The sequence below is a fragment of the Burkholderia sp. BCC1993 genome (assembly GCF_905339865.1).
Taxonomy (GTDB): Bacteria; Pseudomonadota; Gammaproteobacteria; order Burkholderiales; family Burkholderiaceae; genus Burkholderia.
Genome location: NZ_CAJPGZ010000007.1, coordinates 312,693 through 339,312 on the forward strand (window position 1 = coordinate 312,693; position 26,620 = coordinate 339,312).

Below are 26,620 nucleotides of genomic sequence, written 5' to 3' on the forward strand. Positions count from 1 at the left end.
CGGCCGTTTTGTTTTGGTTGGGCGGCGGCCACGCCCGGGCGCGTCGGCCGACGGCGCGCGAATCGAAACAAGTGCCAGTGCCGCGCGTTCGCGCCGATCACAGTTGCCGCATGTCCGGCATATCGCGCGTGGGCGCGACGGCGTCGCTACAATGACGTATTGACTCCAACGTTTCCCCGATTCCATCGATGTCGAACCCGAATCCCGCGGCGCCGCGCGCGCCGATGCTGTCGACCGCCGAAGCGCTCGCCGCGCTGCTCGAAGCCGCGAAGCCGCTGCCCGGCGCCGAAACCGTCGCCACGCTCGATGCGCTCGGCCGCGTGCTGGCGGCCGACGTGAGCTCGCCGCTCGACGTGCCGCCGATGCATACGAGCGCGATGGACGGCTACGCGGTGCGCGTCGCCGACCTGCTGCACGGCGAGCGGCGCCTGCCGGTGTCGCAGCGGATTCCGGCCGGCCATCCGGCCGCGCCGCTCGCGGCGGGCACGGCCGCGCGGATCTTCACCGGCGCGACGGTGCCGGCCGGCGCCGACGCCGTCGTGATGCAGGAGCAGACGGCGGCCGACGGCGACGCGGTCGAGATCCTGCACACGCCGAAGGCCGGTGAATGGATCACCGCGCAGGGCGCGGACATCCGCCAGGGTTCTGTGATCCTGCCGGCCGGCACGCGGCTCACGCCGCAGGCGCTCGGGCTGGCCGCGTCGGTCGGCTGCGCGCAGCTGTCGGTTGCGCGGCGGATTCGCGTCGCGGTGTTCTTCACCGGCGACGAACTGACGGTGCCGGGCGAGCCGTTGAAGCCCGGCGCGATCTACAACTCGAACCGCTTCACGCTGCGCGGGCTGCTGGAGCGGCTCGGCTGCCACGTGACCGACTACGGGATCGTGCCCGACTCGCTCGCCGCGACCCGCGACACGCTGCGCGAGGCCGCGCGCGATCACGACGTGATCCTGACGAGCGGCGGCGTATCGGTCGGCGACGAGGATCACGTGAAGCCGGCTGTCGAGGCCGAAGGGCGGCTCGCGCTGTGGCAGATCGCGATGAAGCCGGGCAAGCCGCTCGCGTTCGGCGCGGTGCGCCGCGGCGACGCGCGTCCCGACGCGCATTTCATCGGGCTGCCGGGCAACCCCGTGTCGAGCTTCGTCACGTTCCTGCTGTTCGTGCGGCCGTTCCTGCTGCGCCTGTCCGGCGTGCGCGACGTCGCGCCGCGCGCGCTGTCGCTGCGCGCGGACTTCTCGCAAGGCAAGGGCGACCGGCGCAACGAATTCCTGCGCGCGCGCGTCAACGCGGCCGGCGGCCTCGACCTGTTCCCGAACCAGAGCTCGGCGGTGCTGACATCGACGGTCTGGGGCGACGGCCTGATCGACAATCCGCCGCAGCACGCGATCAGCGCGGGCGAGACCGTGCGTTTCATTCCGTTTTCCGAACTGCTGTCGTAATACGACGGCTTCCCGACCTATGAAGATTCAGCTGAAATTCTTTGCCAGCGTGCGCGAGGCGCTGGGCGTGTCCGGCGAGCAGGCCGACGTGCCGGACGGCGTGACGACCGTCGGCGACGTGCGCGCCTGGCTGCGCCTGCGCGGCGGCGCGTGGGCCGAGACGCTCGCCGAAGGGCGCGCGTTGCGCATGGCATGCAATCACGAGATGACCGATCCCGATACGCGGCTCACCGACGGTTGCGAGGTCGCGTTTTTTCCGCCGGTGACGGGCGGTTGAGCTTTGCATGGGACCAGAGTAGAGCGCTGAAGCGCTAACTCTGGTCGACAGAGGCAGATGATGGCAACGATACGAGTCCAGACCGACGATTTCGACCTGAACGCCGAAGTCGCGGCATTACGCGCGCGCAACCCGAAGATCGGCGCGATCGCGTGCTTCGTCGGCACCGTGCGCGACCTGAACGAAGGCGATTCGGTCGCCGCGATGGAGCTCGAGCACTATCCGGGGATGACCGAGAAGGCGCTCGAGAAGATCGCCGCCGAGGCCGGCCGGCGCTGGCCCGGGATCGACGTCGCGATCGTGCATCGCGTCGGCCGGCTGCTGCCGCTCGACCAGATCGTGATGGTCGCGACGGTCGCGTCGCATCGCGGCGACGCGTTCGCGTCATGCGAATTCGTGATGGACTACCTGAAGACCGAGGCGCCGTTCTGGAAGAAGGAAACGACGCCGGACGGCGAGCGCTGGGTCGATGCCCGCAGTACCGACGATGCGGCGCTCGCGCGCTGGGGCGTCGAATCGGGCAACACGCCGCGTTGAGCGCGGCGTTCGCGTCGTGCGGCGATGTGCCGCAGGCACTCGAGGGTTCGAGCGCTGCGCATCGTCGTGTCAGGCGTCCGGATCCGTGCCGCGTCCGATGATCCTCGTCGGAAACGGCTCGCCGCGGGCGCGTGACGGCAGCGCATGCGGATCGTCGCCCGTGTCGCGGCGGCGCGGCGCGATCGCGTCGAGCAGCGCCTGCTGCTCGGGCGGAATCGGGTAATCCCAGCCGAAGCGGCTCAACTGCAGGCTCTGCGCGATCCGCAGCGCGGGCTCCATGAAGCGGATGGCCGCGGGCGGCGTGTAGCGCCCCTCGACGGTCTTCAGGAACAGCGACAGCCAGCGGCTGAAATGCGCGGGCTCGATCCCGTCGAGCGGCTGGTGCGCCTGCTGCACGTTGCCGCGATAGCCCTTGGTGCCGAGCACGAGGCTCGACCAGAAGCTCACCATCTTCGGCAGATGGTCGTCCCAGCGGCCGTCCAGCTTCGCGTCGAACACGGGGCCGAGCAGTGGATCGGCGCGCACGCGGTCGTAGAACGCGTACACGAGGTCGCGGATGTTGTCTTCGGTCGGTTCGGCGTCGCGCAGGCGGGCCGGGGCGGTATCGGGCGAGGCGGGCAGGGCGGTCATGGCAAAAAAAGGGCCGGGAAATTCAGGGCATCGGTGACGTGTCGGCGGAACGGCAGCGTGGGCAACGCGCAGGACGCCGACGGAATTTTGACGCAAAATAGCGTCCACCCCTGCCTGAAAAATGCGTAGATGTTATGCATCTTATTGCGCGCAGGCCGTCCCGGCAACCCGGCGTCGTTAGTGGCCTCGATAGCCGCCCCGGCGCGCGTTCGGATCGACCCGCTTCGCCTGAGCGGGGCACGATCGACGATTTTCCGTATCTGCTCATGAGACTCACCGACTACACCGACTACTCGCTGCGCGTCATGCTGTACCTCGCCGTGCGCGGCGAGGGGCTCGCGACGATCCAGGAGATCTCGGACGCCTACGGCATCTCGAAGAACCATCTGATGAAAGTCGTGCAGCAGCTCGGCGAGCTCGGCTGGGTCGATACCGTGCGCGGCCGCAACGGCGGGCTGCGGCTGTTCCCAGAATCGCTGAAGCTGACGGTCGGCCAGGTGGTGCGCGCGACCGAGAACGATTTCGCGCTGGTCGGCTGCTTCGTGGCCGACGGCGACGAGCCGCGCGGCTGCGTGATCGAGCCGCAGTGCCGCCTGAAGGGCGTGCTGGCGGCCGCGCGCGACGCATTCTTCGCCGAGCTCGACCGCCACACGCTCGGCGAGCTGACCGTGTCCGCGTCGCCGCTCGCCGCGCTGCTGGGCATTCGTCCGATCGCGCTGGTGCGCGCCGAGCCGTCCGGGGGATGACGCGCCGGCGGACGCCGAATCGTCGTCGAGGGGCGACTGACACGCGGGCGCCATCCCCGCCGTCCGCGCTGCGGCCCGCCCGCAGGCCGCAGCGTCGCCGCCCGGCGATTTTTGCGTTGAATCAACCCGAATTTCGCTTGAAACCCGTATAACCATCCTCATCTTGGTGTTAATCGAAAAATTGGAGGTCTCACCAAATGAGAATCGACAAGCTCACCACCAAGTTCCAGGAAGCACTCGCGGACGCGCAAAGCCTCGCGGCGGGCCGCGACAATCAATACATCGAACCCGTTCACGTGCTGGCGGCGCTGGTCGCGCAGCAGGACGGCTCCGCCCGCTCGCTGATGTCGCGCGCGGGCGTTCACGTGCAGGCGCTGCAAGGCGCGCTGAACGAAGCCATTTCGCGCCTGCCGCAAGTGACGGGCACGGGTGGCGACATCCAGATCGGCCGGGAGCTGGCCGGGCTGCTGAACCAGGCCGACAAGGAAGCGCAGAAGCTCAACGACACGTTCATTGCGAGCGAGATGTTCCTGCTCGCCGTGTCCGACGACAAGGGCGAAGCCGGCAAGCTGGCCCGCCAGCACGGCCTCACGCGCAAGGCGCTCGAAGCCGCGATCGCCGCGGTGCGCGGCGGCTCGCAGGTGCACAGCCAGGACGCGGAAAGCCAGCGCGAGGCGCTGAAGAAATACACGGTCGACCTGACCGAGCGCGCCCGCGCGGGCAAGCTCGATCCGGTGATCGGCCGCGACGACGAAATCCGCCGTTCGATCCAGATCCTGCAGCGCCGCACCAAGAACAACCCGGTGCTGATCGGCGAGCCGGGCGTCGGCAAGACCGCGATCGTCGAAGGGCTCGCGCAGCGGATCGTCAACGGCGAAGTGCCCGAGACGCTGAAGGGCAAGCGCGTGCTGTCGCTCGACATGGCCGCGCTGCTCGCCGGCGCGAAGTACCGCGGCGAGTTCGAGGAGCGCCTGAAGGCCGTGCTCAACGACATCGCGAAGGACGAAGGCCAGACGATCGTGTTCATCGACGAGATCCACACGATGGTCGGTGCCGGCAAGGCCGAAGGTGCGATGGACGCGGGCAACATGCTGAAGCCGGCGCTGTCGCGCGGCGAGCTGCACTGCATCGGCGCGACCACGCTCGACGAATACCGCAAGTACATCGAGAAGGATGCCGCGCTCGAGCGCCGCTTCCAGAAGGTGCTCGTCGACGAGCCGAGCGTCGAGGCGACGATCGCGATCCTGCGCGGGCTGCAGGAGAAGTACGAACTGCACCACGGCGTCGACATCACCGACCCGGCGATCGTCGCCGCGGCCGAGCTGTCGCACCGCTACATCACCGATCGTTTCCTGCCGGACAAGGCAATCGACCTGATCGACGAGGCTGCGTCGAAGATCAAGATGGAAATCGATTCGAAGCCCGAAGAGATGGACAAGCTCGATCGTCGTCTGATCCAGCTGAAGATCGAGCGCGAGGCCGTGAAGAAGGAGCAGGACGAAGCGTCGCAGAAGCGCCTGCAGCTGATCGAGGAAGAGATCGAGCGTCTTGGTCGCGAATATGCTGACCTGGAAGAGATCTGGACCGCCGAGAAGGCCGCGGTGCAAGGCAGCGCGCAGCTCAAGGAAGAGATCGAGAAGGTGCGCGCCGACATCGCGCGTCTGCAGCGGGAAGGCAAGCTGGAGAAGGTCGCCGAGCTGCAGTACGGCAAGCTGCCGCAACTCGAGTCGCGACTGAAGCAGGTCACGCAGGCCGAAGAGCAGGAGCAGCACAACCCGACGCGTCCGCGTCTGCTGCGCACGCAGGTCGGCGCGGAAGAAATCGCGGAAGTCGTGTCGCGCGCAACCGGGATTCCGGTGTCGCGGATGATGCAGGGCGAACGCGAGAAGCTGCTGCACATCGAGGAAAAGCTGCACGAGCGCGTGGTCGGCCAGGACGAGGCGATCAGCGCGGTCGCGGATGCGATCCGTCGTTCGCGCGCGGGTCTCGCCGATCCGAACCGTCCGTACGGCTCGTTCCTGTTCCTCGGCCCGACGGGGGTCGGCAAGACCGAGCTGTGCAAGGCGCTGGCGTCGTTCCTGTTCGATTCCGAAGAGCACCTGATCCGCATCGACATGAGCGAGTTCATGGAGAAGCACAGCGTCGCGCGGCTGATCGGCGCGCCGCCGGGCTACGTCGGCTACGAGGAAGGCGGCTACCTGACGGAAGCCGTGCGCCGCAAGCCGTACAGCGTGATCCTGCTCGACGAGATCGAGAAGGCGCATCCGGACGTGTTCAACGTGCTGCTGCAGGTGCTCGACGACGGCCGCATGACCGACGGGCAGGGGCGTACGGTCGACTTCAAGAACACGGTGATCGTGATGACGTCGAACCTCGGCTCGCAGGTGATCCAGGCGATGACGGGTTCGCCGCAGGAAGAGATCAAGGACGCCGTGTGGCTCGAAGTGAAGCAGCACTTCCGTCCCGAGTTCCTGAACCGGATCGACGACGTCGTCGTGTTCCACGCGCTCGATCGCAGCAACATCGAGTCGATCGCGAAGATCCAGCTGGCGCGCCTGCACGACCGGCTCGCGAAGCTGGACATGGCGCTCGACGTGTCGCCGGCGGCGCTCGAACAGATCGGGAAGGTCGGCTACGATCCGCTGTTCGGCGCACGGCCGCTGAAGCGCGCGATCCAGCAGGAGATCGAGAACCCGGTCGCGAAGCTGATTCTCGCGGGCCGCTTCGGTCCGAAGGACGTGATCCCGGTCGACATCAACGACGGCCAGTTCGTGTTCGACCGCGTCGTGCACTAAAGCGAATGCGTCAGGCTCGGCGCAGCGATGCCGGGCCCGCGCAACAGCAGACACCCCGCCGAGGCGCGCCTCGGCGGGGTGTTTTTTTATGTCACGACGACTTCGGCATCGTCATTCGCAGGCCTGGCGCCCACTCACGGAGACGGCAGGCTGCAAGAGGTGTTTCTGACTTCGCAATTCACATCCCCTGCTTTTTTGCACATGCCTAGCGCTTTGCTTTCGACCGCTTTCAAACCTAGCGTTTTCGGGTCGGCCGGACTCATGTCGACATCCTCGATCCCAACGTAATATGCATTTCGTTTCCCCCATGCCACCGCCCAGCATCCATTGCGCACTTCAACCTTGATCTTGCAATCTGGCTGTCCGCAATCGCGTAATGCTTCTTTTCTTGCGGCAACGGCGTTTCTACTGTCCTCGGATCTGCCGCCGGCTCCTTTTGCGCCATATCCGTTGTCAGCATATGCGCCATAGCTCTCCTCCCATCTGCCGGTTTCATAACGAAGCCAGCCATCCCCGTGGTTGGGCCCGGAAGGGTTGGTCGGGCCGGTACGGCGCGAAGGGGGAGCGTCGTCGTCGATTTGTCCGCCACATCCCGGTTGCCCTGGCGCCAGTCCCGGCGGACACCCCGGAAACTGCATCATCCCGCCCCCCGGCGCCATCCCCATCTGCGCATATACGGGTGCCGCGATTGAGCCAAACAACAGCAGAAACGATATTGGCAAATACTTGCTCATGCCCGATCTCCATCTACATTGCCCCTCCAGGTGTGTCGATGCCTGGGGGCACGATCTGTGCGCTGCGCCAGTCATTCGACCATGTGGAAAGGATTGCTAACTAATTATGGGGATTATGCCAATCATGATCCGAGCTTCAGCGACCTAGGTTGAACAAGATCATGCGGCGGCGCCCCGTCCCAGCGCGCGACGGACCATCAATTGCAACTGGTGCGGATACACCGGACACGCATCGGGCCCGGGCGGCGATGTCGGAAGATCGGCCTCGCCGCCCGGTTCAGTCGTCCTCGGCTGCTTCGCAGCGAGTTTCAAGCCCAGTGAAGCTGCTGGCGAGGCTCGACGACTGCATTTCCCATGCCGCGCGATAGCGCGGTGCAGCGCTTAAGCTTGCTTGTTGCCGCCGAACATGCCGGCGAGCTGCGTGAGCGTGCCGAGCACGTTCGACGTGTCGATCTGGCCGCCGGCCGGCACTTCGCCGTTCGGCGTCGCGCTGTTGACGACGTGCGGCAGCACCTGCGCGAGGATCGACGAGGCCTGGCCCGGATCGATGCCGATCTTGCTGGCGAGCGAACCGACGACGTCCGAGCCGAGCACGTTCTGCAACGTGTCGGGCGAGATCGGCTGGTTTTCGCCGGTGCCGACCCACGAGCCGATCACCTCGCCGGCGCCGCCTTTCTGAAACTTCTCGATCAGGCCGTTCAGCCCGCCCGGCTGGTTGTTGATGAATTCGAGCGCGGTCGCGATCAGCGCGCTTTGCGAGTTGCCGCCGGCCTGGCCGCCGAGCAGACCGCCAACGATATCGAGGAGACCCATGGTTTCACCTTTACTGAAAAGGGCGCCGTGACGACGGCGCCCGTTGATCGAATGCCGCGCGCACGCCATCGCGCACGCGGCGCACATCAGGCGCCCGACGCCGCGGCGGCGGAGGCTGCCTTGTCCTTCTTGCTCTTCTTCTTCGAACCCTTCGTCGCCTTCGTGGACGACGCTGCGGCCGGCGCGCTCGCGCCCGCGTCGGCGGATGCCGCCGCGGCTGCGGCCGCCTTGTCCTTCTTCGATGCGCGCTTGCTCTTGGCCGGCTTGGTCGCCGCTTCCGGAGCGCTCGAGGCCGGTGCAGGTGCGGTCGCCGTCGTGCCGGCCGTCGCGGTCGTCGACGTCGGAGCGCTGCCTGCCGACGTCGTGGCCGACGTGGTCGACGTGGTCGACGTGGCCGACGAGGTCGTCGCCGAGGTCGTCGCGGCCGGCTTCGACAGCTTCACGCCCTTCGGCGGCGTCGACGAGCCGCCGATCGTCAGGCCGTTTTCCTCGAGATGCCCGACCGACTTCGTGCCGAGACCCTTCACGCGGTTCGCGAGATCGTCCGCGTCCTTGAACGGGCCGTTCTTGGTGCGTTCGTCGATGATCGCCTTCGACTTCACGGGGCCGAGGCCCTTCACCGATTCGAGCGCGGTCTGGTCGGCCGTGTTGACTTCGACGGCCGCGGCGAGGCCGGCGGCAAGCGACAGCGATAGCGCGACGAACAGCATCAGCAGCTTTTTCAGCATGGCAAAGGCTCCCTGGTTCTGACGGATGAATGGCTGTTGCAACGGACGGCGGGGCGAGACCTGGCCGGGCGTCGCCGTTAAGCATAGGACAAATGCGTGCCCTTTTTGAGACAGGCTGACCGAATCTTGCTGAAGGCTTGCGTCGCTGTAAAGACCGAAAGCCGCGCCGGGCGGCGGTTTTGACCATTCTTTACGGTGTCCGCGGCGGTGATTCCAAATTGTTGTACTTGGCCGTTCGACAACGCTTGACTTAGAGTGAACTCTAACTCCTAACCTTGTTCCTGCCATGTCGAAAACCGTATCCAGACCTTCCGCCGCCGGTCCGCTCACGATCGGCCAAGTCGCCGAACTGACCGGCGTGTCGACGCATACGCTGCGGTATTACGAGCAGGCCGGCCTGCTGCGCGCGATTTCGCGCACGGCGGCCGGGCACCGGCTCTACGCGCCGGCCGACCTTGACTGGCTGGACTTCGTGATGCGCCTGAAGGCGACCGGCATGCCGATCGCACAGATGCAGCAGTTCGCGGCGCTGCGTGCGCAAGGCGAGTCGACGTTCGGTGCGCGGCGGCACTTGCTGGTCGCGCATCGCGACGCGGTGCGCGCGCATATCGCGGAGCTGCAGGCGAGCCTCGACGCGATCAGCGACAAGATCACGTACTACGAGACGCAGGAACGCGAGACGGAACGACGGGCGAACCCTTCTCACTCTTTATCGGAACAGGACGGACACCATGGAACAACGCGTTGACGACCGCTATGCGCGGGGCTGGGACAAGCTGAAGGAAATCGACGGCGAAGCGGGCGAGCGCGTGATCGCCGCGCTCGCGTCGATCGCGCCGGATTTCGGCCGGATGGTGATCGAATTTCCGTTCGGCGACATCTACAGCCGGCCGCAGCTCGACCTGAAGTCGCGCGAAATCGCGACGATCGCGGCGCTGGCCGCGCTCGGCAACGCGCAGCCGCAGCTGAAGGTGCATATCGAGGCTGCGCTGAACGTCGGCTGCACCCGCGACGAGATCGTCGAGGTGTTCATTCAGATGGCCGTTTATGCAGGGTTTCCGGCCGCGCTCAATGCGTTGTTCGCCGCACACGAGGTGTTCACGCGGCGCGATGAAGCGGCCGGCCGGGACGGCGGCACGACCGAAGCGGTCGCGCACGCCGCGTGATGCGACGCGTGCCGGTGCGTCAGATGAACCGGATGCATCAGATGCTTCAGATGCGGTGCGGCGCGACGATCCGGTGTTTCGCGATCCGCCGGTACAGCGTCGCGCGCGAGATGCCGAGCGCCTGCGCGGCAGCGTCCGGCCGCCAGCGATGCGCGGTGAGCGCCGCGACGATGCGGCCGCGTTCGTCGTCCGGCAGCGTGCCGGCCGGGCCGGCGCCGAGCTGCGCGGCGAGATCGGCAGGCAGGTCGCGCCGCGTCACGCGTGCGGCGTCGCACACCGCGCACGCATAGCGCAGCACGTTGCGCAGCTGCCGCACGTTGCCGGGCCACGGATACGCGGCGAGCTGCTCGGCGAGCGTCGCGTCGAGCGTGAGCACGTGGCCGGTCGCCTGCGCTTCCTCGGCGAACACCGCGGCGATCACGTCGCACACGTCCGCGCGCTCGCGCAGCGGCGGCAGTTCGAACGTCGCGCCGCTCAGCCGGTAGTACAGATCCTCGCGGAACGTGCCGTCGGCCACCATCTGTGCGAGATCGCGGTGCGTCGCGCAGATCACGTCGAGATCGACGCGCACGGGCGTATCGCTGCCGAGCGGCACGACCTCGCCGTCGGCGAGCACGCGCAGCAGGCGCGTCTGCAGCGTGAGCGGCATGTCGCCGATTTCGTCGAGGAACAGCGTGCCGCCGTCGGCGAGCGCGATCTTGCCGCGCGCGCCGTGCTTGCGCGCACCGGTGAACGCACCGGCCGCATAGCCGAACAGCTCGCTTTCGATCAGCGCCTCGGGCAGCGCGCCGCAGTTGACTGCGACGAACGGCCGTGCGCGTCGCGCACCGGCGTCGTGGATCGCGCGGGCGAACACTTCCTTGCCCGCACCGGTTTCACCGAGCACGAGAATCGGCAGCCGCTTGCTCGCGACCCGCAGCGCGAGTTCGGCCTGCTGCGCGACGCGCGCGTCGCTGCTGTGCAGGAACGGCGTCAGCGCGCCGACGTGGCGCTGCGCGGTGCCGGGGCGGCGCGATGCCGGGGCGGCCCGTGCCGTGCCGGTTTCGCGGCCGGCGCGCCGTAGCGGCGCGCGCAGCCGCGCGTAGAGCGGGGCGCCGGTCGCGCGCAGCCGCAGCGCGACGATCGCATCGAGCCGCGCGGCGTCGCGCAGCGGCATCTCGGTCGCATCGAAGATCTCGTCGATATGGCGCGGTTCGCGCAGCGCCGGCAGCGCGTCGCGCGCCGTCCGGTTCGCGGCGACGATATTGCCGCATTCGTCGAACGCGATCAGCCATTCGGGCTGCGCCTCGACGTAGTGACGATTCGGATGCCCGAACAATATCCAGTGCTGCGCGGTGCTGTGCACGAAGTAGCCATCCTCGATCAGCGCCGCGCTCTGCCGCACGAGCTGGTACACGAGACGCTGGCTGTCGCGGCCGTCCGGCGACTGGACGGCCGACGCATCGAGCACGCCGATCAGTTCGCCGCCCGGCGCGAAGATCGGGGCCGCGCTGCAGGTGAGTGTGGTGAACGCCGCGCGGAAGTGGTCGGTCTTGTGCACGGTGATCGGCGCGAGATCGGTCAGCACGCTCGCGACGCCGCAGGTGCCTTCCTCGCTTTCCGACCAGCACGAGCCGATGTGCAGCCCCGCATGACGGAAGTCGTTGCGGCGTTCGCGGTCGATCCGGTAGTCGATCGTCACGCCGTGCGCGTCGGTCAGCATCACGCAGTAGTCGGCGACGCGAATCATGTCGTGCAGGCGCGTCAGGCACTGGCCCGATGCGCGCAGGAAGGCCTCCTCCTTGTCGCGCACCTCGCGAAGCTCGGCCGCGGTCAGCACGCGCGGGCCGATCGACGACGCCGGGTCGAGCGCGTAGCGCTCGAGCGAGCGCTGCCACGACGACACCAGACGCGCGGAATCGGCCGGCGCGGGCAGGCGTCCGGCGAGCGCGCCGAGCACACGGTCGGCGTGCTGGGCCTGGGGGACGGCATAGGGCATGATCGGCTCCGGTTCCGGACTGCGGGGAATTCGATGTTCTTGTAGCACATCCGCTTGCGCGGATCACATTGCATCGCAGCACGCGCGCGGCGTGAGACGTTCGTCTCAGCGGTATCTCAGCCGGTCTCGTGCGGCTGAGACGCGCGGGCAGGCCGCGCGCGACGGTGGGCCGGCGCACGGCGGTGCGCGCCGCGCCGCGATCCGCGTGGCTTGCCGGCGAAATCGCAGCCCGGATGAAGGCGCCGAAACCGGCGCGTCGGGAGATCGACCGCGTGAGACGCACGGACGGTTTCGCGGGGCGTCGGGCGGTCGCGGCAGCAGATGCCGATGCCAGGCGTACCGGCCGAGCCAGTTCGCACGCGGGTTTCGCGGTCATTGCACACACGGTGGCACGCCACTTGCAGATGTCACGGGCAAGCCGGCGCAATCGCGTCGGCGACGACGATCCGCTGCCCTCGATGACGGCGGACGACACATGCAAGGCCGGCGCGCGAGCGCCGGTCCACTGGATGGAGACAAGCCCGTGACGACGCCCGTGACCGTCGGCGTGATCGCGAACCCCGCATCGGGGCGCGACATTCGCCGCCTGACGACGCATGCATCCGTATTCCCGACGGCGGAAAAGGCCAACATGGTCGTGCGCCTGCTCGCCGGCCTCGGTGCGATGGGCGTCGAGCGCGTGCTGACCTTGCGCGACAAGACGGGCATCGCGACGCTGCTGATGCGTGCGCTCGATACGCATCGCGCGGTCGCGCCGCACGAGCGCTGGCCCGACGTCGAATTCGTCGACCTGCCGATCTCGGACACCGTCGCCGACACGCAGGCCGGTGCCGCCTACATGCGCCGGATGGAAGTCGCGCTGATCGTCGTGCTCGGCGGCGACGGCACGCATCGCGCAGTCGCTGCGCATTGCGGCGCGACGCCGCTCGTCGCGCTGTCCACCGGCACCAACAATGCGTTTCCCGAACATCGCGAAGCGACCGTCGCGGGCGTCGCGGCAGGACTCGCCGCGACCGGCGCTGTGCCGGCGGAGGTCGCGTTCACGCGCAACAAGCGGCTCGTCGTGCGCTGCGCGGCGGGTGCGAACGCGGGGCGCGAGGAGATCGCGCTCGTCGACGTGTGCGCGGCCCGCCAGCGCTTCATCGGTGCGCGCGCGATCTCGGGGCCCGACGACATCGACACGCTCTACCTGACGTTTGCGGAGCCGGACGGCATCGGCCTGTCCGCGCTCGGCGGCGCGTGGGCACCGCTCGAGCGCAGCGCGCCGCACGGGCTGGCGATGCGCTTCGCCGCCGACGGCAAGACCGCCGGCACGCCGCTCGTCGCGCCGATCGCACCCGGCCGCGTCGATCGCGTCGTGATGCGCAGCTGCGAGCGGCTCGAGCCGAATGCGTGGCAGACGATCCCGTTCGAGCACGGCACGCTCGCGTTCGACGGCGAGCGCGAGATCGAGGTCGCGCGCGGCGACCGCTACGAGATCGCGCTCGACTGGCGCGGGCCGCTGACGGTCGATGTCGGCCGCACGCTGCGTTACGCGTCGTCGCGGCAGTTGTTGCGCGATGCCGGCGCGTGGCGCGGTTGAGCATTCGCCGTCCCGAACGGCATTTCGACATTCATAACGATCATCAAGGAGACATCGCCATGACAAACCCGCTCGAAGGACAGGTCGCCATCGTGACCGGCGGCGCGCGCGGCATCGGCCGCGGCATTGCACTGACGCTCGCCGGCGCGGGCGCCGACATCCTGCTGGCCGATCTGCTCGACGACGCACTCGACGCGACCGCCCGCGAGGTGCGCGCGCTCGGCCGCCGCGCGGCGATCGCGAAGGTCGACGTCACTCAGGCCGCGCAGGTCGACGCGATGGTCGCGCAGGCGCGCGCCGAACTGGGCCGGCTCGACATCCTCGTGAATTGCGCGGGCGTGATCAGCATCCATCCGGTCGAGGCGCTGACCGAGCGCGACTGGGATTTCGTGATGGACGTGAATGCGAAGGGCACGTTCCTCGGTTGCCGCGCGGCGCTCCCGCATCTGAAGGCGCAGGGGCGCGGCCGGATCATCAACGTCGCATCGATCGCGGGCAAGGAAGGCTTTCCGAATCTCGCGCATTACAGCGCATCGAAATTCGCGGTCGTCGGCTTCACCAACGCGCTCGCGAAGGAGCTCGCGCGCGACGGGGTGACCGTCAACGCGATCTGCCCCGGCATCGTCCGTACCTACATGTGGGACCGGCTGTCCGACGAATGGAAGACCGACGGCGAATCGGTCGAGGAATCGTGGCAGCGGCACCAGTTGACGCTGATCCCGCAGGGCCGCGCGCAGACGCCGGAAGACATGGGCCGGCTCGCGCTGTTCTTCGCGACGATGGACAACGTGACGGGCCAGGCCGTGAACGTCGACGGCGGCTTCACGTTCCATTGACGGCGCACGCCGTGCAATCCGTCGCCGGGGCGTTGCCGCGGCGGCATTCGCAGTCAGACCTATCCAGGAGACACACATGACCGTTTCGACACAGCTCAGCAGGGACACGCTGCTGGACGCCTACCGGCTGATGCGCACGATCCGCGAATTCGAGGAGCGCCTGCACGTCGAGTTCGCGACCGGCGAAATCCCCGGCTTCGTTCACCTGTACGCGGGCGAGGAGGCCTCTGCGGTCGGCACGATGCTGCATCTCGGACTTTCGGACTACGTCGCCACCACGCACCGCGGGCACGGCCACTGCATCGCGAAAGGCGTCGACGTGCACGGGATGATGGCCGAGATCTACGGCAAGAAGACGGGCGTCTGCCACGGCAAGGGCGGCTCGATGCACATCGCCGACCTGGCGATGGGGATGCTCGGCGCGAACGGGATCGTCGGCGCGGGCGGCCCGCTCGTGTGCGGCGCGGCGCTCGCGGCCAAGCACAAGAAGACCGGCGGTGTCGGCGTGTGCTTCTTCGGCGACGGCGCGTCGAACCAGGGCGTGATCTTCGAATCGATGAACCTCGCGTCGGTGTGGCGGTTGCCGGCGATCTTCGTGGCCGAGAACAACGGCTACGCGGAAGCGACGTCGTCGAGCTGGTCGGTCGCGACCGACAACATCGCCGATCGCGCGAACGGCTTCGGGATGCCGGGCGTGATCGTCGACGGCTTCGACTTCTTCGCGGTGCACGAGGCGCTCGGCGAAGCCGTCGCGCGCGCGCGCAACGGCGGCGGCCCGACGCTCGTCGAGGTGAAGTTCACGCGCTACTTCGGCCATTTCGAAGGCGATGCGCAGACCTACCGCGCGCCGGGCGAAGTGCAGAAGCTGCGCGACGAGAAGGACTGCCTTAAGCATTTCGAAGCGCGCGTCGTGCGTGCCGAGGTGCTGACGACCGACGATCTGCGCGCGGTCGATGCGCAGGTGAAGGCGCTGATCGACGATGCGGTCGCGCAGGCGAAGGCCGCGCCGCTGCCCGACGCGGCCGACCTGCTGACCGACGTGTACGTGTCGTACCCGTGAGCGCGATCTGACGCAGCCGCCAGCGGCCGGCGCAGCCGGCACGGCGAACCGAATATCCCAGGAGACAGACATGGCAAGGAAGATCACTTATTCGCAGGCGATCAACGAGGCGCTCGCGCAGGAAATGGCGCGCGACGACAGCGTGATCGTGATGGGCGAGGACAATGCGGGCGGCGCGGGTGCGCCGGGCGAGGACGACGCATGGGGCGGCGTGCTCGGCGTAACGAAGGGGCTGTTTCACAAGTTTCCGGGCCGCGTGCTCGATACGCCGCTGTCGGAAGGCGGCTACATCGGCGGGGCGGTCGGCGCGGCCGCATGCGGGATGCGGCCCGTCGCGGAGCTGATGTTCATCGATTTCATGGGCGTGTGCTTCGACCAGATCTTCAACCAGGCCGCGAAATTCCGCTACATGTTCGGCGGCAAGGCCGTGACGCCGGTCGTGATCCGCGCGATGTACGGCGCGGGCCTGCGCGCGGCCGCGCAGCATTCGCAGATGCTCACGTCGCTGTTTACGCACATTCCGGGGCTGAAGGTCGTGTGTCCGTCGACGCCGTACGACGCGAAGGGGCTGCTGATCCAGTCGATCCGCGACAACGATCCGGTGATCTTCCTCGAACACAAGCTGCTCTACACGCGCGAAGGCGACGTGCCCGAGGAGTCCTATGCGATTCCGTTCGGCGAGGCGAACGTCGTGCGCGAAGGCGACGACGCGACGATCGTCACGTACGGCCGGATGGTGCATCTCGCGACCGACGCGGCCGCGAAGCTCGCGAAGGACGGCATTCACGTCGACGTGATCGACCTGCGCACGACATCGCCGCTCGACGAGGAAACGATCCTCGAAAGCGCGACGCGCACCGGGCGGGTGGTGGTGGTCGATGAAGCGAACCCGCGCTGCTCGATCGCGACCGACATCGCCGCGCTCGTCGCACAACGCGCGTTCCGAACGCTCAAGGCGCCGATCGAGCTCGTCACCGCGCCGCATACGCCCGCGCCGTTCGCCGGCGTGCTGGAAGACCTTTACATCCCGTCCGCCGACGCGATCGCGCAGGCGGTACTCAAGACCAGGAGCTGACACGATGTCGATTCACATGATCACGATGCCCAAGTGGGGGCTGTCGATGGAGCAGGGGCAGGTCAACGGCTGGCTGAAGGCGATCGGCGAGCGCGTGACGAAGGGCGACGAAGTGCTCGACGTCGAGACCGACAAGATTTCGTCGGGCGTCGAGTGCGCGTTCGACGGCACGCTGCGCCGGCAGGTCGCGCAGGAGGGCGAGACGCTGCCGGTCGGTGCGCTGCTCGGTGTGGTGGCCGCGGCCGAGGCGAGCGATGCCGACATCGACGCGGCGATCGCCGAATTCCAGCGCGATTTCGTGCCGGCCGCGGCCGCCGACGACGCGGCCGGCCCGCAGCCCGAGAAGGCGCAGATCGGCGGACGCACGGTCCGGTTCCTGAAGCTCGGCGACGGTTCGGGAACGCCCGCCGTGCTGATCCACGGCTTCGGCGGCGACCTCAACAACTGGCTGTTCAACCACGCGGAGCTCGCCGCGCACCGGCCCGTCTGGGCGCTCGATCTGCCGGGGCATGGCGAGTCGGGCAAGGCAGTCGACACCGGCAGCCTCGACGAACTGGCCGACGCGGTGCTCGCGCTGCTCGATGCGCAGCACATCGAGCGCGCGCACCTGATCGGCCATTCGATGGGCGGCGCGGTGGCGATGACGTTGGCCGACAGCGCGCCGGAGCGCGTCGCATCGCTGACGCTAATCGCGAGTGCGGGGCTCGGCGCCGACATCAACCGCGATTACATCGACGGCTTCGTCGCCGGCAACAGCCGCAACACGCTGAAGCCGCACCTCGGCGCGCTGTTCGCGGACAACGCGCTCGTCACGCGGCAACTGGTCGAGGACCTCGTCAAGTACAAGCGGCTCGAAGGCGTGCAGGCCGCGCTGGAGAAGATCGCGAGCGCCGCGTTCGACGGTGCGGCCCAGCGGCGCGTGTTCCGCGACCGCGTCGGGTCGCTCGCGCCGCGCACGCTCGTGATCTGGGGCGAGCGCGACCAGGTGATTCCGGCGCAGCACGCGCAGGGCTTGCCGGACGGCGTGCGGGCCGAGGTGATCGCCGGCAGCGGCCACATGGTGCAGATGGAGGCGGCTGCCGACGTGAACCGCCTGATCGTCGCATTTCTCGGAGACTGACGATGACCGCCGCGCTCGAACGACCCAGCCTCACCGCGCTCGGCCAGCCGGGCGCGCGCAGCCGCGACAAGCTCGCGCGCATTCCGGTGCGCGTCGAGCCCGCGGGCGGCGCGGCGCTGCCGAAGCCGCCGTGGCTGCGGGCGCGGCCGATGATGAGCGGGGCGGTCGCCGACATGGCGGCCGTGCTGCGCGAGCATCGGCTGCATTCCGTCTGCGAGGAGGCCATGTGCCCGAACATCGGCGAATGCTTCGGGCAGCGCACCGCGACCTTCATGATCATGGGCGGGCTGTGCACGCGGCGCTGCCCGTTCTGCGACGTCGCGCACGGCCGTCCCGAGCCGCTCGATCCCGACGAGCCCGCGCGGCTCGCCGCCGCGGTCGCGGCGCTCGGGCTGCGCTACGTCGTGATCACGTCGGTCGATCGCGACGACCTGCGCGACGGCGGCGCCGCGCATTTCGCCGCCTGCATCGCGGCGGTGCGCGCGAGCGTGCCGGGCATCGGCGTCGAGGTGCTGACGCCCGATTTCCGCGGCCGCGTCGCGCGTGCGCTCGATGCGTTGTCGTCGGCGTGGCCGGACGTGTTCAATCACAACATCGAGACGGTGCCGTCGCTGTATCGGGCGGCGCGGCCGGGCGCCGACTATCGCGGCTCGCTCGAACTGCTCGCGCAGGCGAAGGCCGCGCGGCCGACGCTCGTGACGAAATCGGGCTTGATGCTCGGGCTCGGCGAGTGCGACGACGAGGTGCGGGACACGCTGTGCGACCTGCGCGCGCACGAGGTCGACGTGCTGACGCTCGGCCAGTATCTCGCGCCGTCCGCGCACCATCTGCCGGTGCGACGCTACGTGAGCCCCGATGCGTTCGCCGCGTGGCGCGACGAGGGGCTGACGCTCGGTTTCAGGGAAGTCGTTGCCGGACCGCTCGTGCGGTCCTCGTACCACGCGGCCGACGTGCTGGAGGACGCGTAGGCCGTGCGCCGTGCGTCATGCGCTGTATGCGCCGACGGCCGGTTGCGCGCGGCTGACGTGGCGCAGGTAGAGCGCGAGGCCCGCGCCCGCCAGCATCAGGCTGATCGTGTTCGCGAACCAGAAGCCGCGCGCGCCGGTCAGCCAGGCGGGGGCGAGGCCGCCGACGTCGAAGCCGAGCACGTAGCCGCCGCCGAGTCCGACGCCCCACAACGCGACCGCATAGATCACGGTCGGCACGACCGCGACCTTGTACGCGCGCAGCACGAAGGCGGACGTGATCTGCAGCGCGTCGAAGAAGTGGTAGCAGGTGACGATCGCGACCAGCGGCAGCGCGGCGGCGGCCACGGCCGGATTCGGCGTGTAGCCGCTGACGATCAGCGGACGCAGCGTGAACACGAGCACGCCGTACGCGGCCGCGATCCCGCACGCGAGCATCACGCTGTGCCGGCCGAGCAGCCGCGCCTCGTCCGGGCGGCCGGCACCGAGTGCGCGGGCCACCAGCGTCGACGCCGCGACCCCGATCGACAGCGGCGTCATGTACAGCACCGCGCCGATGTTGCCGGCGATCTGGTGGCCGGCGAGCGTCGTCGTGCCGAACTGCGCGATGAAGAGCGCCATGCACGTGTACGACGTGACCTCGATCAGGTACGACAGACCCATCGGCACGCCGAGCTTCAGGATCGCCTTCTGGCGCGCCCAGACGGGCCAGCAAAAGCGCGAGAAGATCGAAAGCGGCGAGAACACGTCGAGCTTCGCGAGCAGCGTGAAGCCGATCAGCGCGAGCGCCCAGTTGATCAGCGTACTGGCGAGCCCGCAACCGGGGCCGCCGAGGGCCGGCACGCCGAGCCCGCCGAAGATGAACCACACGTTGAGCGGAAACTTGAGCAGCAGCGCGCCGACCTGCAGGATCATCGCGAGGCGCGGCTTGCCGGCCGCGTTGGTCAGCGCGTTGTAGATCCGGAACACGAGGCTCGCCGGCAGGCCGTACGACAGGATTCGCAGGTAATCGACCGTGCGGTCGTGCAACGCGGGCGGCGCGTGGGCGATGTGCAGCAGCGGTTCGGGAAAATGCAGCAGCAGGAAGCCGGGCACCGCGAGCATCAGCGCGAGCCACAGCGCCTGGCGGACTTCCTCGCCGATCTCGGCGTAACGCCGCGCGCCGTACAACTGCCCGGTGATCGGCTGCAGCGCGGACAGGATGCCCGTCATCCCGATGTAGACCGATACGTAGATCGACGAACCGAGCCCGAGCGCGGCCAGGTCGGTGGCCGAGTAGCGGCCGACCATCGCCGTGTCGATCACGCCGAACGCGATGATCGCGAGCTGGCCGACGAGCACCGGCCACGCGAGGCCGACGATCCGGCGGATGTCGGCGAACATCGTCAATCGACCGCCCGGTGGCGCGGGCCACGGCGCTTGACGGGCGCCGCCGGCCGCTCGATGCGCTCGTACAGGCGGAAGCGCTCGTCGCGGTCGGCCACGCGGCGGCCTTCCCACACGAGACGCCACACGTACTGCGACATCGCGCTCGGCTCGCCGAAGTCGGAGCGGTCCTGGCGCAGGATCACGTCGCAGTCGCCCGAGAATTCGAAGTGCATGTCGCCGAAGTACGCGAAGGTCGCGATCTGCGCATCGCCGAGCCGCACCGGCGAGATGCACTCATAGTCTTTCGGCAGGTGCGACGCGATCTGTTGCGCGACGTCGCTGTAGGTCCGGCCGTAGTTGACGATCGGCAGCCACAGCGTCATCAGCAGCACCCACATCAGCGTGGTGCCCGCACCCGACAGCACGACGCTGCGCCACAGCACCTTCGGCTGGCGCGAGATGCGCCAGCGCGCGAGCAGGCACCAGCACACGGTGACGATCACCGCGCAGATGAACGACAGGATCTTGAAGTGCGGTTCATAGCCCGGCACGAGGCGCGCGAGGTTGCGCGCGAGCGGATGCGGGAAGCCGGTGAGCGACGCGAGCCACACGAGCCACACGAAGGTGCCGAGGATCGTGAAGCTCAGCACCGCGAACCAGTCGAACGCGTTGATCGCGCCGCGCTTGAGGGTCGGCAGCGCGAAGGTGGCGAGCACCGCGAGCGGCGGCAGCAACAGCATGTACATGCGGTTCGACTGCTGGCTCTGCAGGATCACGAGCGCGACGAGCGGCACCACGACCGACAGTGGAATCGCGATGTGCGCGCGGCGGCGCATGCCGGCCCAGCTCCACCAGGACCAGATCGCGAGCGGCCACGCGGGCCACGTGAACAGCGGCAGGTTCTTCGCCGCATAGGCGAGCACCGCGGTCGGCGGGCCCGAGAAGCGCATCAGGCTGCCGTGGATCCACTGGTTGAAGAACCACGCGGCGTCGTCGGGCGCCGCCTGGAAGGCGGTGAGCGGCCACAGCGCGAAGATCGCGGCCGCGAGCGGCAGGCCGATCAGCGGCAGGCGCAGGTTGCGCATCTCCGGCGTGACGAGCCACAGCGCGGCCGTGCCGGCGAGCAGCGCGACGACCAGCACCGGGTTGCCGGACAGTGCGACGAGGCCGATCGCGACGCCCCACCACAGCGCGCCCTGCATCGGCTTGTCGATGCCGCGCACGATGCCGTACACGAACATCGCGATCCACGCGAACTGCGCGAGCTGCGGCGTCGTTTCGTGGCCGCGCTCCGCCAGCCCGAAGCACGCGACGAGGACCAGCAGCGCGCCGTCGGCGAGCGTGCGGCCGTAGTCGCGCGGCTCCGGCTCGCCGCCGAATGCGTACTTGAACGGCTGGACCTCGGCACGCCGGCCGAGCAGGTAGGCGGCGTACCAGACGAACGCGCACGCGACGCAGAACAGCACGCCCGTGTCGACGCGCGACGCGTTGCTCGCGTCGACCCACGGCGCCAGCGCGCGGATCGACAGCGCGCCGAGCCAGTAGCCGAGCGGTCCGTCGGTCGTGATGAACTTGCCGACGAGATTCGGCAGCAGCCAGTCGTGCCAGCCGCCGGTGGCCATCGTCCACATCACGCCGAAGCCCGCCGCGTCCTCGTTCTTCCACGGGTCGCGGCCGAACAGGCCGAACGCCGCGTAGACGAGGCAGAGCGTGAGCAGCAGCCAGCGCGGCAGCGCGCGCGTGGCGGAGGCGGTGAGACGAACGACAGGCTTCATGCAGATGAGCGATTTGTTATGGGCGGGCGGCCGGTGCGGTCATGCGCCGACGGCGCCGGATTCGAGCATCCGGCATTGTAGACGTGCCGGCCGTTGCGCGTCAGACGATTGCCCGGTATCGGCCGCCGTGTGGTGTTGTCCCGGCGAGCGGCGACAAAAAAGGGCAGCCTGGGCTGCCCTTTCGTGCGGTACCGGTGCATTGCAACCACCGGAACGGTGCGAAGCTTACTTCGCCTTGCCGTTGGCGCGAACGCCGAACTTGTTCTTGAACTTCTCGACACGGCCTGCCGTGTCCATGATCTTTTGCTGACCCGTGTAGAACGAGTGCGATTCCGACGACACTTCGATCTTGGCGAGCGGGTAGGTCTTGCCGTCGAGTTCGATGTTTTCACGCGTCTGGATCGTCGAGCGCGTGATGAACTTGAAGCCGTTCGACATGTCTTGGAAGACGACTTCGCGGTAATTCGGGTGGATGCCTTCTTTCATGGTCTTTCCTTGGTGAGAGCGGTAGCCAACCCGCCGCTTGCCGTGCCAGATCGCGCAAATTGCGCGGATCAGCGGACGTCAAGCCCGGCGCGAGCCACTTGCCTAAGGTCGAAAAACGGGGATTATGCCAGAAAATCAGACGGTTGACGAATAATTTTCATCGTGCGTCGAGGGCGCCGGTACCGGCCGGATCCTGCCGGTAGTAGCGGGCGAGCAGCCGGTAGAGTTCCGGAAATTCGGACTCGAATGCGCGCGGCCGCACGAACAGCGCCTCGCTGCACACCGCGAAGAACTCCGACGGGTGATCGGCCGCATAGGGATCGATCAGCGAGTCGCGCTCGAAGCGCGCCCACGCGCGATCCGGCACCGCATCGACGCGCGCGCAGAACTGGTCGTACGCGTGCTCGAACACGTCGGCCCACGCCTGCGCGTCGAGGTGCGGCGCGTGCCAGCGGCGAAAGAGGGGCGGATACCCGTCGGCCTCGCCGTTGACCATGTCGATCTTGTGCGCGAACTCGTGGATCACGACGTTGTACGCGTCGCGGCCGTCCGTCATCTGCGCGTCTTCCCACGACAGGATCACCGGCCCGCCTTCCCACGCTTCGCCGCTCGCGTCCTGCTCGACTTCATGGACGACGCCGTCCTCGTCCTGCACGGTCTTGCGGATCACGAATTCGCCCGGATACACCACGACGCCGACCCAGCCGTCGTACAGCGACAGATCGAGATTCAGCACGGGCAGGCACGCCTGCGCGGCGATCGCGACGATCATCTCGTCGGTCAGCTCGAGCCCGTGCGCGGTCGAAAACGATTTCTTCGCGATGAACAGGCTCGTCAGCTCGCGCAGGCGGCCCAGGTCGCCGGGCGTCAGCGCATCGAGGAACGGCAGGCGTGCGACGGTGTCCTGCCACAGCGCATCAGGAATCGGATGGCTGCGCAGCGCGCGGTCGCGGCGGCGGTCGTCGAACCAGCGGGTCAGTTTCGAGAGCATGGAAGCAGCGCGGGGAAATCCAAAGCCTGTCTTTTAACTCAATCGATCTCTTTTTGCCATGCCGCGAACAGGCCGCCGACCAGTGCGACACCCGCGAGGAAATAGAAACCGTCGAGCGACGCAAGGAACGACGCCTGTTGCGCGACCATCCGCGCGATCGATGCGATCGCGAGGCCGTGCGCTTCGTTCAGCGCATGGCCGGCGGCCGCGTAGCTGCGCGTGAGCGCGTCGACGGTCTGCTGGAACAGCGGATCGAACACGTTCGCGCGCTCGACGAGCCGCGTCTGGTGCAGGGCCAGCCGGTGTTGCTCGACGATGATCACCGACGACGTCGCGAACGAGATCGTCAATTGGCGCACGATGTTCTTCAGCCGGTAGCCGTGCGTGTACTCGTCGATCGCGAAGATGCGGAACGTCAGGTTCGCGACCGGCAGCACGATGAACAGCAGCAACAGGCCGCGCAGCAGCAGCGGGACGATCAGCGCGGCCTCGCCGACCTGAGGCGTCATCCGCGTCATCCACAGCGCGGCGGTGATCGCGATCGCGAACCCCGGCACGACGAACCACTTCTTGTGCGTGACGCGCTTCGCATGGCGCAGGTAGGCGAACAGCGCGGTGGCCGAGATCAGCGACATCGTGCCGACCAGGCGCCCGGCGTTCTCGACCGGATAGCCGAGCCCGCCTTCGAGCAGGCGCGAGGTCAGGTAGCTGAAGCCCGTCGTCTCATAGTAATAGAACATGTACAGCAGCAGCCCGACCTGGAACGTGCGTTCGCGAAACGCGTGCAGCCGCACGAGCGGCGTCGGATGGTTCCACTGGTGATAGGCGAACCACGCGAGCGCGCCGAGGCCGGCGATCGTCAGCAGGATCAGCATCGGCGAGCCGCTGTAGAGCTGGTAGTGCACCTGCTGCAGCACGATCTGCAGCGCGCCTTGCGCGAGCGCGAACACGACGTATGGCCAGAAATGCCCGGAGCCGCGTTCGTCGTCGGGTGTCCTGCCCGAATCGGGCAGCGTGAGCAGCGCGAGGATCGCGAACGCGATGCCCGCGGGCGCGGTGCACGCGAACAGTGTGCGCCACGTCGAATGCGCGACGAGCAGCCCGCCGACGATCGGCGCGAGCGCGCTGCCGAGCAGGATCATGATCAGGAATGCGCGCGTGGCGGGCGGCCGCTCCTGCGGTTTGAAGCTGATCTGGATCAGGATCCGGCAGGCACCCATCATCGGGCCGATGAAATAGCCCTGGAAGCCGCGCGCGAACGCGAGTTCGAGCGACGTGTCGGCGAGCGCGGCCGCGATCGCGCCGAACGAGAACATCAGCATGCAGCCGGCGACGTAGCGGCGATGCCCGAGCCGGTCGACCCACCATTGCTGCTGCAGGATGCCGAGCACGGCCGTGACCGCATACGCGCTCGACGACCACACGAGTTCGTCGGGCGATGCGTTGACGCCGCCCGCGATGTAGCCCGCGAAGAACGAGAAGGCCGCGTTGTCGAAATAGTCGATGCCGGTGACGAGCGCGAGCGCCCACGGGAACAGGTCCGCGCGCAGGTTCGCGCGGCTCCAGAGCGGCGAGCGACCCGGCGCGACGTTCATTCCCGGTCCTTGCGCGTGCGCCGCGTGCCGGCTTCGGCCTGCCGTTGCGCGATCAGCGCGTCGGGGTTTTCGCCGGCGAGGCGCCGTTCGACGTAGTCGATGTCGTGCTGCAGTTCCTTGCGCAGCGCGACCGCTTCCTTCAACTCGCGCTGGACGGCCGCGATCCGCCGGTCGAGCGTGTCGATCTGTTCGGCGAGCCCCGCGCGGATGTCGCGCAGCGATGCGTCCGAATAGCGGCGCCGCCCGTCTCCCGTTTCTTCCAGCGGGCGCTTGAGCATCTCGGTGATGCCGTGCAGCGAAAAGCCGAGCGCGCGCAGCCGCAGGATGCGGGCGAAGCGTTCGAGATCGGCTTCGTCGTACAGGCGATAGCGGCCGCCGCTGCGCGACGGCGTGACGAGTCCGCGCTCTTCGTAATACTTCAGCGTGCGCGGCGTGACGCCGAGCCGCGACGCGGCGTCGCTCACGGTCAGCAGCGAGGGGGAGGCGTCGTTCTGCATCGGGATGGCGGGGCTTCGGTCGGGGCGATGGCGCGATTATAGATCAACCTGTACGTTCACGTACAGGTTGGGGTGAAAAAACGGCCGCCGGGCGAAACGCGCGGGCGGCCGTTCGGTGCGGGGCGAGGGCGATCAGCCGCCGCGGCGCATCAGGTCGAAGAACTCGGAATTGCTCTTCGTCTGGCGGATCTTGTCGAGCAGGAATTCCATGGCCTCGACTTCGTCCATGTCGTGGATGAATTTGCGCAGCACCCAGATCTTTTGCAGGATCTCGGGCTTGATCAGCATTTCTTCGCGGCGCGTGCCCGACTTGTTCAGGTTGATCGACGGATAGACGCGCTTTTCCGCGAGACGGCGCTCGAGGTGCACTTCCATGTTGCCGGTGCCCTTGAACTCTTCGTAGATCACGTCGTCCATGCGGCTGCCGGTCTCGATCAGCGCGGTGCCGATGATCGTCAGCGAGCCGCCTTCCTCGATGTTGCGCGCAGCACCGAAGAAGCGCTTCGGGCGCTGCAGCGCGTTCGCGTCGACACCGCCCGTCAGCACCTTGCCCGACGCCGGGATCACGGTGTTGTATGCGCGGGCGAGACGCGTGATCGAGTCGAGCAGGATCACGACGTCGTGCTTCATTTCGACGAGGCGCTTGGCCTTCTCGATCACCATTTCGGCGACCTGCACGTGACGCGTGGCCGGTTCGTCGAACGTCGATGCGATCACTTCGCCGGCGACCGAGCGCTGCATTTCGGTCACTTCTTCGGGGCGCTCGTCGATCAGCAGCACGAACAGGATCACGTCCGGATGGTTCTGCTTGATCGCGTGTGCGATGTGCTGGAGCATCACGGTCTTGCCCGACTTCGGCGACGCGACGAGCAGGCCGCGCTGGCCCTTGCCGATCGGCGCGATCATGTCGATGATGCGGCCCGTGACGTTTTCTTCGCCGCGCATTTCGCGTTCGAGCGACAGCGGCTTGTTCGGGTGCAGCGGCGTGAGGTTCTCGAACATGATCTTGTGTTTCGAGGCCTCGGGCGGCTGCCCGTTGACTTTGTCGACCTTCACCAGCGCGAAGTAGCGCTCGCCGTCCTTCGGCGTGCGGACTTCACCTTCGATGGTGTCGCCGGTGTGCAGGTTGAAGCGGCGGATCTGCGACGGGCTGATGTAGATGTCGTCGGTGCTCGCGAGGTACGACATTTCCGGCGAGCGCAGGAAGCCGAAGCCGTCCGGCAGCACTTCGAGCGTACCGTCGCCGAAGATCGTCTCTCCCGTCTTGGCGCGCTTTTTGAGAATGGCGAACATCAGCTCCTGCTTGCGCAGGCGGTTCGCGTTTTCGATCTCCAGGCCATTGGCCATTTCGATCAGTTCGGACACGTGCAGAGACTTGAGCTCGGATAAATGCATACGGAGAACCCGCCAGGGAGGAGAAGCGACGAAAA

At 67.9% G+C, this 26,620-nt stretch carries 25 protein-coding genes; 13 read left to right on the forward strand and 12 right to left on the reverse strand.

Annotated elements, in window-relative coordinates; translation table 11 throughout:
• The first annotated feature begins 188 nt into the window (after positions 1–188).
• Genes glp through U4Y91_RS14165 form a run of 3 tightly spaced genes read left to right on the forward strand, consistent with a single transcriptional unit; the run spans position 189 to position 2,250 of the window.
• The gene (glp, locus tag U4Y91_RS14155) at positions 189–1,436 is read left to right on the forward strand and encodes a gephyrin-like molybdotransferase Glp (RefSeq protein ID WP_321805538.1); all 1,248 of its coding nucleotides are present in this window, start codon (positions 189–191) and stop codon (positions 1,434–1,436) included.
• A gap of 19 nt (positions 1,437–1,455) precedes the next feature.
• On the forward strand, positions 1,456–1,713 hold the full coding sequence (gene moaD, locus U4Y91_RS14160; RefSeq protein WP_321805539.1) for a molybdopterin converting factor subunit 1: 258 nt from the start codon (positions 1,456–1,458) through the stop codon (positions 1,711–1,713).
• A gap of 60 nt (positions 1,714–1,773) precedes the next feature.
• Positions 1,774–2,250: a molybdenum cofactor biosynthesis protein MoaE gene (locus U4Y91_RS14165; protein ID WP_321805583.1), complete on the forward strand. Its 477-nt coding sequence runs from the start codon at positions 1,774–1,776 to the stop codon at positions 2,248–2,250.
• Positions 2,251–2,319: 69 nt separating this feature from the next.
• Here the strand turns inward: U4Y91_RS14165 and U4Y91_RS14170 are convergent, their stop codons facing one another.
• Positions 2,320–2,880 (reverse strand): group III truncated hemoglobin, encoded by a 561-nt coding sequence (locus U4Y91_RS14170; protein ID WP_321805540.1) that lies wholly within the window; start codon positions 2,878–2,880, stop codon positions 2,320–2,322.
• Between the two features lie 266 nt (positions 2,881–3,146).
• Between U4Y91_RS14170 and U4Y91_RS14175 the strand changes: the two genes are divergently transcribed.
• Both U4Y91_RS14175 and clpB read left to right on the forward strand, forming a co-directional pair.
• The gene (locus U4Y91_RS14175) at positions 3,147–3,626 is read left to right on the forward strand and encodes an Rrf2 family transcriptional regulator (RefSeq protein WP_415750459.1); all 480 of its coding nucleotides are present in this window, start codon (positions 3,147–3,149) and stop codon (positions 3,624–3,626) included.
• Positions 3,627–3,823: 197 nt separating this feature from the next.
• The gene (gene clpB, locus U4Y91_RS14180) at positions 3,824–6,421 is read left to right on the forward strand and encodes an ATP-dependent chaperone ClpB (protein ID WP_321805541.1); all 2,598 of its coding nucleotides are present in this window, start codon (positions 3,824–3,826) and stop codon (positions 6,419–6,421) included.
• Positions 6,422–6,555: 134 nt separating this feature from the next.
• On the opposite strand, the gene U4Y91_RS14185 is transcribed toward clpB, so the two are convergent.
• The 3 genes from U4Y91_RS14185 to U4Y91_RS14195 all read right to left on the reverse strand — a co-directional run bounded on the left by U4Y91_RS14185 (position 6,556) and on the right by U4Y91_RS14195 (position 8,696).
• Entirely contained in the window at positions 6,556–7,155 is a 600-nt protein-coding gene (locus U4Y91_RS14185; protein WP_321805542.1) for a DUF4189 domain-containing protein, read from the reverse strand.
• Between the two features lie 381 nt (positions 7,156–7,536).
• Entirely contained in the window at positions 7,537–7,968 is a 432-nt protein-coding gene (locus U4Y91_RS14190; RefSeq protein WP_321805543.1) for a YidB family protein, read from the reverse strand.
• Between the two features lie 86 nt (positions 7,969–8,054).
• Complete coding sequence (locus tag U4Y91_RS14195; protein ID WP_321805544.1) at positions 8,055–8,696, reverse strand: ComEA family DNA-binding protein; 642 nt, start codon at positions 8,694–8,696, stop codon at positions 8,055–8,057.
• A 286-nt stretch (positions 8,697–8,982) separates the two neighbouring features.
• On the opposite strand from U4Y91_RS14195, the gene U4Y91_RS14200 reads away from it, so the two are divergent.
• Positions 8,983–9,444 (forward strand): MerR family transcriptional regulator, encoded by a 462-nt coding sequence (locus U4Y91_RS14200; RefSeq protein WP_321805545.1) that lies wholly within the window; start codon positions 8,983–8,985, stop codon positions 9,442–9,444.
• On the forward strand, positions 9,428–9,862 hold the full coding sequence (locus tag U4Y91_RS14205; protein ID WP_321805546.1) for a carboxymuconolactone decarboxylase family protein: 435 nt from the start codon (positions 9,428–9,430) through the stop codon (positions 9,860–9,862). Before U4Y91_RS14200 ends, U4Y91_RS14205 begins: the two co-directional genes overlap by 17 nt.
• A gap of 46 nt (positions 9,863–9,908) precedes the next feature.
• Here U4Y91_RS14205 and U4Y91_RS14210 read toward each other — a convergent pair whose 3' ends face one another.
• Positions 9,909–11,840: a sigma-54-dependent Fis family transcriptional regulator gene (locus tag U4Y91_RS14210; RefSeq protein ID WP_321805547.1), complete on the reverse strand. Its 1,932-nt coding sequence runs from the start codon at positions 11,838–11,840 to the stop codon at positions 9,909–9,911.
• A 523-nt stretch (positions 11,841–12,363) separates the two neighbouring features.
• On the opposite strand from U4Y91_RS14210, the gene U4Y91_RS14215 reads away from it, so the two are divergent.
• From U4Y91_RS14215 to lipA, 6 genes are all read left to right on the forward strand, one after another.
• Complete coding sequence (locus tag U4Y91_RS14215) at positions 12,364–13,422, forward strand: ATP-NAD kinase family protein (protein WP_321805548.1); 1,059 nt, start codon at positions 12,364–12,366, stop codon at positions 13,420–13,422.
• Between the two features lie 59 nt (positions 13,423–13,481).
• On the forward strand, positions 13,482–14,258 hold the full coding sequence (locus U4Y91_RS14220; protein WP_321800982.1) for an SDR family NAD(P)-dependent oxidoreductase: 777 nt from the start codon (positions 13,482–13,484) through the stop codon (positions 14,256–14,258).
• A 76-nt stretch (positions 14,259–14,334) separates the two neighbouring features.
• Positions 14,335–15,318, forward strand: coding sequence for a thiamine pyrophosphate-dependent dehydrogenase E1 component subunit alpha (locus tag U4Y91_RS14225; RefSeq protein ID WP_321805549.1), 984 nt, complete (start codon positions 14,335–14,337; stop codon positions 15,316–15,318).
• Between the two features lie 70 nt (positions 15,319–15,388).
• A complete protein-coding gene (locus U4Y91_RS14230) occupies positions 15,389–16,393 on the forward strand; it encodes an alpha-ketoacid dehydrogenase subunit beta (RefSeq protein WP_321805550.1) in 1,005 nt (334 codons plus the stop codon).
• A gap of 4 nt (positions 16,394–16,397) precedes the next feature.
• Positions 16,398–17,513, forward strand: coding sequence for an acetoin dehydrogenase dihydrolipoyllysine-residue acetyltransferase subunit (locus U4Y91_RS14235; protein WP_321805551.1), 1,116 nt, complete (start codon positions 16,398–16,400; stop codon positions 17,511–17,513).
• A gap of 2 nt (positions 17,514–17,515) precedes the next feature.
• Positions 17,516–18,481: a lipoyl synthase gene (lipA, locus tag U4Y91_RS14240; protein ID WP_321805552.1), complete on the forward strand. Its 966-nt coding sequence runs from the start codon at positions 17,516–17,518 to the stop codon at positions 18,479–18,481.
• Positions 18,482–18,496: 15 nt separating this feature from the next.
• Here lipA and U4Y91_RS14245 read toward each other — a convergent pair whose 3' ends face one another.
• The 7 genes from U4Y91_RS14245 to rho form a co-directional block, all read right to left on the reverse strand.
• Entirely contained in the window at positions 18,497–19,861 is a 1,365-nt protein-coding gene (locus U4Y91_RS14245) for an MATE family efflux transporter (protein WP_321805553.1), read from the reverse strand.
• A gap of 2 nt (positions 19,862–19,863) precedes the next feature.
• Positions 19,864–21,621, reverse strand: a complete 1,758-nt coding sequence (locus tag U4Y91_RS14250) for a glycosyltransferase family 39 protein (RefSeq protein ID WP_321805554.1) — start codon at positions 21,619–21,621, stop codon at positions 19,864–19,866.
• 225 nt (positions 21,622–21,846) lie between these two features.
• Positions 21,847–22,107: a type B 50S ribosomal protein L31 gene (locus U4Y91_RS14255; RefSeq protein ID WP_059233999.1), complete on the reverse strand. Its 261-nt coding sequence runs from the start codon at positions 22,105–22,107 to the stop codon at positions 21,847–21,849.
• Between the two features lie 157 nt (positions 22,108–22,264).
• On the reverse strand, positions 22,265–23,098 hold the full coding sequence (locus U4Y91_RS14260) for a M90 family metallopeptidase (protein ID WP_321805555.1): 834 nt from the start codon (positions 23,096–23,098) through the stop codon (positions 22,265–22,267).
• A 38-nt stretch (positions 23,099–23,136) separates the two neighbouring features.
• On the reverse strand, positions 23,137–24,693 hold the full coding sequence (locus U4Y91_RS14265) for an MFS transporter (protein WP_321805556.1): 1,557 nt from the start codon (positions 24,691–24,693) through the stop codon (positions 23,137–23,139).
• Positions 24,690–25,190: a MerR family transcriptional regulator gene (locus tag U4Y91_RS14270; RefSeq protein WP_321805557.1), complete on the reverse strand. Its 501-nt coding sequence runs from the start codon at positions 25,188–25,190 to the stop codon at positions 24,690–24,692. Before U4Y91_RS14270 ends, U4Y91_RS14265 begins: the two co-directional genes overlap by 4 nt.
• Positions 25,191–25,322: 132 nt before the next feature.
• Positions 25,323–26,585 (reverse strand): transcription termination factor Rho, encoded by a 1,263-nt coding sequence (gene rho, locus U4Y91_RS14275; RefSeq protein ID WP_006478662.1) that lies wholly within the window; start codon positions 26,583–26,585, stop codon positions 25,323–25,325.
• Positions 26,586–26,620: the final 35 nt, after the last annotated feature.

Coding starts and splice junctions, on each gene's coding strand:
- glp (WP_321805538.1), top strand. CDS start 189: ATGTCGAACCCGAATCCCGCGGCGCCGCGCGCGCCGATGCTGTCGACC.
- moaD (WP_321805539.1), top strand. CDS start 1,456: ATGAAGATTCAGCTGAAATTCTTTGCCAGCGTGCGCGAGGCGCTGGGC.
- U4Y91_RS14165 (WP_321805583.1), top strand. CDS start 1,774: ATGGCAACGATACGAGTCCAGACCGACGATTTCGACCTGAACGCCGAA.
- U4Y91_RS14170 (WP_321805540.1), bottom strand. CDS start 2,880: ATGACCGCCCTGCCCGCCTCGCCCGATACCGCCCCGGCCCGCCTGCGC.
- U4Y91_RS14175 (WP_415750459.1), top strand. CDS start 3,147: ATGAGACTCACCGACTACACCGACTACTCGCTGCGCGTCATGCTGTAC.
- clpB (WP_321805541.1), top strand. CDS start 3,824: ATGAGAATCGACAAGCTCACCACCAAGTTCCAGGAAGCACTCGCGGAC.
- U4Y91_RS14185 (WP_321805542.1), bottom strand. CDS start 7,155: ATGAGCAAGTATTTGCCAATATCGTTTCTGCTGTTGTTTGGCTCAATC.
- U4Y91_RS14190 (WP_321805543.1), bottom strand. CDS start 7,968: ATGGGTCTCCTCGATATCGTTGGCGGTCTGCTCGGCGGCCAGGCCGGC.
- U4Y91_RS14195 (WP_321805544.1), bottom strand. CDS start 8,696: ATGCTGAAAAAGCTGCTGATGCTGTTCGTCGCGCTATCGCTGTCGCTT.
- U4Y91_RS14200 (WP_321805545.1), top strand. CDS start 8,983: ATGTCGAAAACCGTATCCAGACCTTCCGCCGCCGGTCCGCTCACGATC.
- U4Y91_RS14205 (WP_321805546.1), top strand. CDS start 9,428: ATGGAACAACGCGTTGACGACCGCTATGCGCGGGGCTGGGACAAGCTG.
- U4Y91_RS14210 (WP_321805547.1), bottom strand. CDS start 11,840: ATGCCCTATGCCGTCCCCCAGGCCCAGCACGCCGACCGTGTGCTCGGC.
- U4Y91_RS14220 (WP_321800982.1), top strand. CDS start 13,482: ATGACAAACCCGCTCGAAGGACAGGTCGCCATCGTGACCGGCGGCGCG.
- U4Y91_RS14225 (WP_321805549.1), top strand. CDS start 14,335: ATGACCGTTTCGACACAGCTCAGCAGGGACACGCTGCTGGACGCCTAC.
- U4Y91_RS14230 (WP_321805550.1), top strand. CDS start 15,389: ATGGCAAGGAAGATCACTTATTCGCAGGCGATCAACGAGGCGCTCGCG.
- U4Y91_RS14235 (WP_321805551.1), top strand. CDS start 16,398: ATGTCGATTCACATGATCACGATGCCCAAGTGGGGGCTGTCGATGGAG.
- lipA (WP_321805552.1), top strand. CDS start 17,516: ATGACCGCCGCGCTCGAACGACCCAGCCTCACCGCGCTCGGCCAGCCG.
- U4Y91_RS14245 (WP_321805553.1), bottom strand. CDS start 19,861: ATGTTCGCCGACATCCGCCGGATCGTCGGCCTCGCGTGGCCGGTGCTC.
- U4Y91_RS14250 (WP_321805554.1), bottom strand. CDS start 21,621: ATGAAGCCTGTCGTTCGTCTCACCGCCTCCGCCACGCGCGCGCTGCCG.
- U4Y91_RS14255 (WP_059233999.1), bottom strand. CDS start 22,107: ATGAAAGAAGGCATCCACCCGAATTACCGCGAAGTCGTCTTCCAAGAC.
- U4Y91_RS14260 (WP_321805555.1), bottom strand. CDS start 23,098: ATGCTCTCGAAACTGACCCGCTGGTTCGACGACCGCCGCCGCGACCGC.
- U4Y91_RS14265 (WP_321805556.1), bottom strand. CDS start 24,693: ATGAACGTCGCGCCGGGTCGCTCGCCGCTCTGGAGCCGCGCGAACCTG.
- U4Y91_RS14270 (WP_321805557.1), bottom strand. CDS start 25,190: ATGCAGAACGACGCCTCCCCCTCGCTGCTGACCGTGAGCGACGCCGCG.
- rho (WP_006478662.1), bottom strand. CDS start 26,585: ATGCATTTATCCGAGCTCAAGTCTCTGCACGTGTCCGAACTGATCGAA.